This is a genomic window from Bradyrhizobium sp. P2_E8 (assembly GCF_056403875.1).
In genome coordinates, this window is sequence record NZ_JBFUES010000616.1 from 1 (window position 1) to 4,607 (window position 4,607).

General features: G+C 67.4%; 7 protein-coding genes. 2 read left to right on the plus strand and 5 right to left on the minus strand.

Annotation, left to right across the window (positions count from 1 at the left end; genetic code table 11):
- The 3 genes from AC1D00_RS27955 to AC1D00_RS27965 form a co-directional block, all read right to left on the minus strand.
- On the minus strand, positions 1-409 hold a 409-nt coding region (locus tag AC1D00_RS27955; RefSeq protein ID WP_477012875.1), incomplete at its 3' end, for a beta-eliminating lyase-related protein.
- Positions 409-1,659: a dicarboxylate/amino acid:cation symporter gene (locus AC1D00_RS27960; protein WP_404555658.1), complete on the minus strand. Its 1,251-nt coding sequence runs from the start codon at positions 1,657-1,659 to the stop codon at positions 409-411. The genes AC1D00_RS27955 and AC1D00_RS27960, both read right to left, overlap by 1 nt.
- On the minus strand, positions 1,656-2,339 hold the full coding sequence (locus tag AC1D00_RS27965) for a GntR family transcriptional regulator (protein WP_404555659.1): 684 nt from the start codon (positions 2,337-2,339) through the stop codon (positions 1,656-1,658). Before AC1D00_RS27965 ends, AC1D00_RS27960 begins: the two co-directional genes overlap by 4 nt.
- A 153-nt stretch (positions 2,340-2,492) precedes the next feature.
- Between AC1D00_RS27965 and AC1D00_RS27970 the strand changes: the two genes are divergently transcribed.
- The gene (locus tag AC1D00_RS27970) at positions 2,493-3,125 is read left to right on the plus strand and encodes a PadR family transcriptional regulator (protein ID WP_404555661.1); all 633 of its coding nucleotides are present in this window, start codon (positions 2,493-2,495) and stop codon (positions 3,123-3,125) included.
- Positions 3,126-3,182: 57 nt separating this feature from the next.
- Here AC1D00_RS27970 and AC1D00_RS27975 read toward each other — a convergent pair whose 3' ends face one another.
- Both AC1D00_RS27975 and AC1D00_RS27980 read right to left on the minus strand, forming a co-directional pair.
- Positions 3,183-3,416: a tautomerase family protein gene (locus AC1D00_RS27975; RefSeq protein WP_477012876.1), complete on the minus strand. Its 234-nt coding sequence runs from the start codon at positions 3,414-3,416 to the stop codon at positions 3,183-3,185.
- 36 nt (positions 3,417-3,452) lie between these two features.
- Complete coding sequence (locus tag AC1D00_RS27980; RefSeq protein ID WP_477012877.1) at positions 3,453-4,193, minus strand: SDR family oxidoreductase; 741 nt, start codon at positions 4,191-4,193, stop codon at positions 3,453-3,455.
- A 104-nt stretch (positions 4,194-4,297) separates the two neighbouring features.
- Between AC1D00_RS27980 and AC1D00_RS27985 the strand changes: the two genes are divergently transcribed.
- A partial coding sequence (locus tag AC1D00_RS27985) for a LysR family transcriptional regulator (RefSeq protein WP_477012878.1) occupies positions 4,298-4,607 on the plus strand: 310 nt, incomplete at its 3' end.

Here is a 4,607-nt window from a genome sequence, read left to right on the forward strand (position 1 = left end):
GGCCGGGACGGCTCGATGCGCGGATCGCGTCCGCAAGCGCTGCTTCGTCCATCGCGCCGCGACGGCCCGGCATCGGCCTGGGCGCCAGCCCCGCGATCGTCACGACGCTGCCGAGTTCCGAGTTGAGCAAATGCGCGCTGCGCTCGGCGAACACATCCGCGCCGCGCTCGGCATGGGCGAGCATCGCCAGGAGATTGCCCATCGTGCCGCTCGGCACGAACAGGGCAGCTTCCTTGCCGATCAAGGCAGCGCCGCGCTCTTCGAGCGCGCGGACGGTCGGATCGCCCTCGCGGCCATCGTCGCCGAGCGGGGCGCGCTGCATGCGTTCCAGCATCGCCGCGGTCGGCAGCGTGACGGTGTCGCTGCGCAGATCGACGATGCCGTCGCCGCCGTTCTCCTGCGCGGCCATCAGGCGTCCTGCATTTGCAGGCCGGCCGCCGCCGGCTGCGCCTCATCGGCGGCCATGTCGCCGGCAAATCGTTCGACCAGCTTCACCGCGACCGTATTGCCGAACACGTTGATCGCGGTGCGGCCCATGTCGAGGAAGGCGTCGACGCCGGCGATGACCGCGAGCGCCTCGATCGGCAGCCCGATCGCCGACAGCACCATGGCGATGGCGACGAGCCCGCCGGAGGGCACGTTGGCGCTGCCCTTGCTCGCGATGGTCGTGACCATGACGATGGTGAACAGCGTCGACCAGGTCAGCGTCACGCCATAGGCTTCGGCGAGGAAAGTGACGGCCAGGGCGAAATACATGATGGCGCCGTCGCGGTTGAAGGCGTAGCCGAGCGGCAGCACCACCGAGACGATGCGCTCGGAGGCGCCCATCGCCCGCAGCTTCTCCATGTGCAGCGGCAGGGTCACTTCCGAGGAGCGGGTGGAGAAGGCCAAGATCATCGGCTCCATCACCGCCCTGGTGACGGCCAGCGGCTTCTCGCCGATCGCAAGCAGCATCAGCCAGAAGATCGCGACCATGATGGCGAGGCCCAGATACATCACGCCGACGAGCTTTGCGAGCGCGAGCACGGTGGCGAGGCCTTGGGTCGCGAACAGCCACGCCATCACGGCGAAGATGGCGATCGGGGCGAGCGAGGTGATCCATTTGGTGATCTTGAACATCGCCGCCATCACCGCCTCGAGCACGGCGACCATGGGCTCGCCGACCTTGCCGACCGAGGCGAGGGCCAGGCCGAACAGAATGGCGAAGACGAGCGTCGGCAAGATCTTCTGCTCGGCCATCGCCGCGACGATGTTGGAGGGGATCATGTCCATGAAGAACTTGATCCAGTCGACGGACACCGCGAGGTTCGGCGGCACCTTGCCGGTCGCGGCCAGCGGCGCGCCGGCGCCGGGATGGAAGGCGGCGTTGAGGAGCAGGCCGATCAGGATCGAGACCACGGTGGCGAGGTAGAAATAGCCGAGGCTGATCGCGGCAACGCGCCCCAAGACCTTCAGCTCGCTCCCCATGCGATAGAGGCCGAGCGTGACGGCTGCGAACACCACGGGAATGACGATCATCTTCACCGCCTCGACGAAGGCGGTGCCGATCGGGCGCAGGCTCGCGCCGAAATCCGGCCAGAGCAGGCCGACGCCGAGGCCCAGCACCAATCCGAGCAGCATCTGGAACACGAGCGGCAATCTGAACAGCGGCCGGATCATGCGTGATGGTCTCCTTGTCCCGGATATTGCGCGCGGATCGCGCCCAGCGCGGTGAGGCGCGCCTCGAATGCGGACGACAGATGCCGCCACATGCGCTGCTGCGCGGCGTCAGGATCGTGCGCTTCGATGGCCGCATAGATATCGAGATGCTCGCTGACGGCCTGGCGCGTGCGCTCGACGCTGTATTGCCGCATCTTCTGGAGGGCGAGGCCGCTCTGCGCGCGCAGATTGTCGTAGGACTGCGCCAGCCGGCCGTTGCCGGTCGCGCGAAACAGTTCGTCGTGGAAGGCCCAGCCGACCTGCTGCGCCTCCTCGACATCGAGGTTTTCGCGCGACTGAATGCTGCGCAGCTCCCCGGCGCATTGGCGCAGCGGCTCCGTCGGCCCGCGCGTCGCGGCGAGATAGGCGGCCATGCCTTCGAGCGCGAGCCGCAATTCATGAATCTCGCGCAGATCGTCGAAGGACATCTGGCGCAGGAAGGTGCCGCGCATCGGATGGATGGTGAGCAGGCCGTCCCTGGCGAGCGCCTTCAGCGCCTCGCGGATCGGGGTGCGGCCCAGCGCCAGCCGGCTCGACAGGCTGCGTTCGGAGAGGGGTTCGTCAGGCGCGAACTCGCCTGAGATGACGAGGTCGCGGAGCAGGGTATAGGCGCGGTCGCGGTCGAGGGAGGCGGTGGGCATAACTGACATACCAGCGGTATGTCAGCAGAATGTCAAGCTTGGCTCCTGATTTTGCTGGTGAAACGAGCCTTGAGACAAAGTCACGCACTCGTGGCTTGCGTATCGCATCTCAAAACATATCTTACGATATATCTAACAGAGGAGACGTAAGATATGTTTCGAGACAAACACCACGGCAGGCACAGCCGGGATGATCATGAGTTGCGCTTCGCCTTCGCCATGGGCCGGCACGGCGGCGGGCGGCGTTTCGGCCGCGGTGGGCACGGTTTCTTCGGGCGCGGCGGCGACGATTTTCCGGGGGCGCGACGACTCTCGTCGCAGGACCTTCAGCTCGTGATCCTGGCGCTGCTGGCCGAAAAGCCGGCGCATGGCTATGAGCTGATCAAGATCGTCGAGGAGCGCTCCGACGGGTTCTACACGCCGAGCCCCGGCGTGATCTATCCGGCGCTGACCTATCTCGAAGAGGTCGGCCACGCCGGCGTCGAACAGGATGGCGGCCGCAAGCTCTACAGCATCACGCCGCAGGGCGAGGCGTATCTTGCCGAGCAGCGTGCGACCGCGGATGCGATCCTGCAGGCGCTGTCGCGGATCGGGCGCCGCATGGACGAGGTGCGCGAGGCCTTCGCCGGCGTCAGCGATCTCGACGGCGGTGCCTCGGACGAGCTGCACCGGGCTCGCCACAATCTCAAGCGCGCGCTGCGCAGCATGCAAGGCAGCGATTCCGCTGAAGCACGCCGCATCGCCGCGATCCTTGACCGCGCCGCCGCGGAAATCCTCGGCAAGTGACGGACCCGCAAAACGGCTTCGTCGCGATGACGCTGCAGCTCAAGGGCGGCACCGAGCTCAGCCTGAAGCTGGCGTGACGGCGTCGCGGGCGCGATAGGCGTCGGGGACAACGAACACCTCGTCGGCGCGGCCATAGCCGCCGTCGCCGACTTCCTCGATCAGCACCATCGTGTGCGGCCGCGCCGCTTCGCCGAAATAGTCGACGAACAGCGCGGTGAGGCGATGCACGATCTCGGCCTTCTGGGCACGAGACAGCGCGGCTTGCGGAATCTTGACGTTGGCGAAAGGCATGATGGGTCGCTCCGTGTGATGCGATCGTGCCGTGCGTCAGACCACGCCGCCATTGGCGCGGATGACCTGGCCGTTGATCCAGCCGCTGTCGCGAGCGGTGAGGAAGGCGACGATTGCAGCGATGTCGTCGGGCTGGCCGAGGCGGCCGAACGGGTTCATGGCGGCAATGGCGCGCACCTGCTGCTCGCTCTTGCCCTCGAGGAAGAGCCGGGTCTCGACCGGCCCGGGCGCCACCGCGTTGACGGTGATGCGCCGGCTGCCGAGCTCCTTGGCGAGGATATGCGTCATGGCCTCGACCGCCGCCTTGGTCGCGGCGTAGACGCCGTAGCCGGGTTGGTAGAGACCGACCACGCTGGAGGAAAAGCTGACGATGCGGCCGCCGTCGCGCAGCCGCCGCGCCGCCTCGCGCAAGGACCGGAACACGCCTCCGAGATTGATCGCTGTCTGCCGCGCGAACGCTTCATCGGTCACCTCGGCGAGCGGTCCGAGCTCCATGACGCCGGCATTGTTGACGAGGATGTCAACGCCGCCGAAGGCATGCTCGGCCGCATCGAACAGCCGCGAAGGGGTTGCCGGATCGGCGAGGTCGGCCTGCACGGCGATGGCGTGTCCGCCGGCGGCCTCGATCTCGGCGACGAGCGCGTCGGCAGCCGCGCGGCCGCTGGCATAGTTGATCGCGACCGCAATTCCGTCCTGTGCCAGCCGGCGGGCGATCGCTGCGCCGATGCCRCGGGAGCCGCCGGTCACGACGGCTGCGCGCTGATGTTGGTGGGTCATGGCAGGTCTCCTCGTTGCCTTCGGCCGGAGATTTAGCTGATCGCCGGGGCCGGATAATCGCCCGAGACTTGCCATCACTTGTCGGCTGTGGTGAACAATCGGCCATGGACCGATTTGACGCCATGCGCCTGTTCGTTCGCCTCGTCGAGCGGCAGAGTTTTACGGCCGCGGCCGCCGATCTCGGCATTCCCCGCTCCACGGCGAGCGAGGTCTTGCGCGGCCTCGAGGCGCGTCTCGGTGTGCGCCTGCTCGAACGGACGACGCGGCACGTTACGCCGACGCTCGACGGCGAGGATTATTACCGCCGCTGCGTCGCGATCCTGGCCGAGGTCGAGGAGGCGGAAACCGCGATGCGCGATGCGCGGCCGCGCGGCCTGCTCCGCATCGACGCCCATCCCTTGCTGACCCGGACCT

Coding starts and splice junctions, on each gene's coding strand:
- AC1D00_RS27960 (WP_404555658.1), bottom strand. CDS start 1,659: ATGATCCGGCCGCTGTTCAGATTGCCGCTCGTGTTCCAGATGCTGCTC.
- AC1D00_RS27965 (WP_404555659.1), bottom strand. CDS start 2,339: ATGCCCACCGCCTCCCTCGACCGCGACCGCGCCTATACCCTGCTCCGC.
- AC1D00_RS27970 (WP_404555661.1), top strand. CDS start 2,493: ATGTTTCGAGACAAACACCACGGCAGGCACAGCCGGGATGATCATGAG.
- AC1D00_RS27975 (WP_477012876.1), bottom strand. CDS start 3,416: ATGCCTTTCGCCAACGTCAAGATTCCGCAAGCCGCGCTGTCTCGTGCC.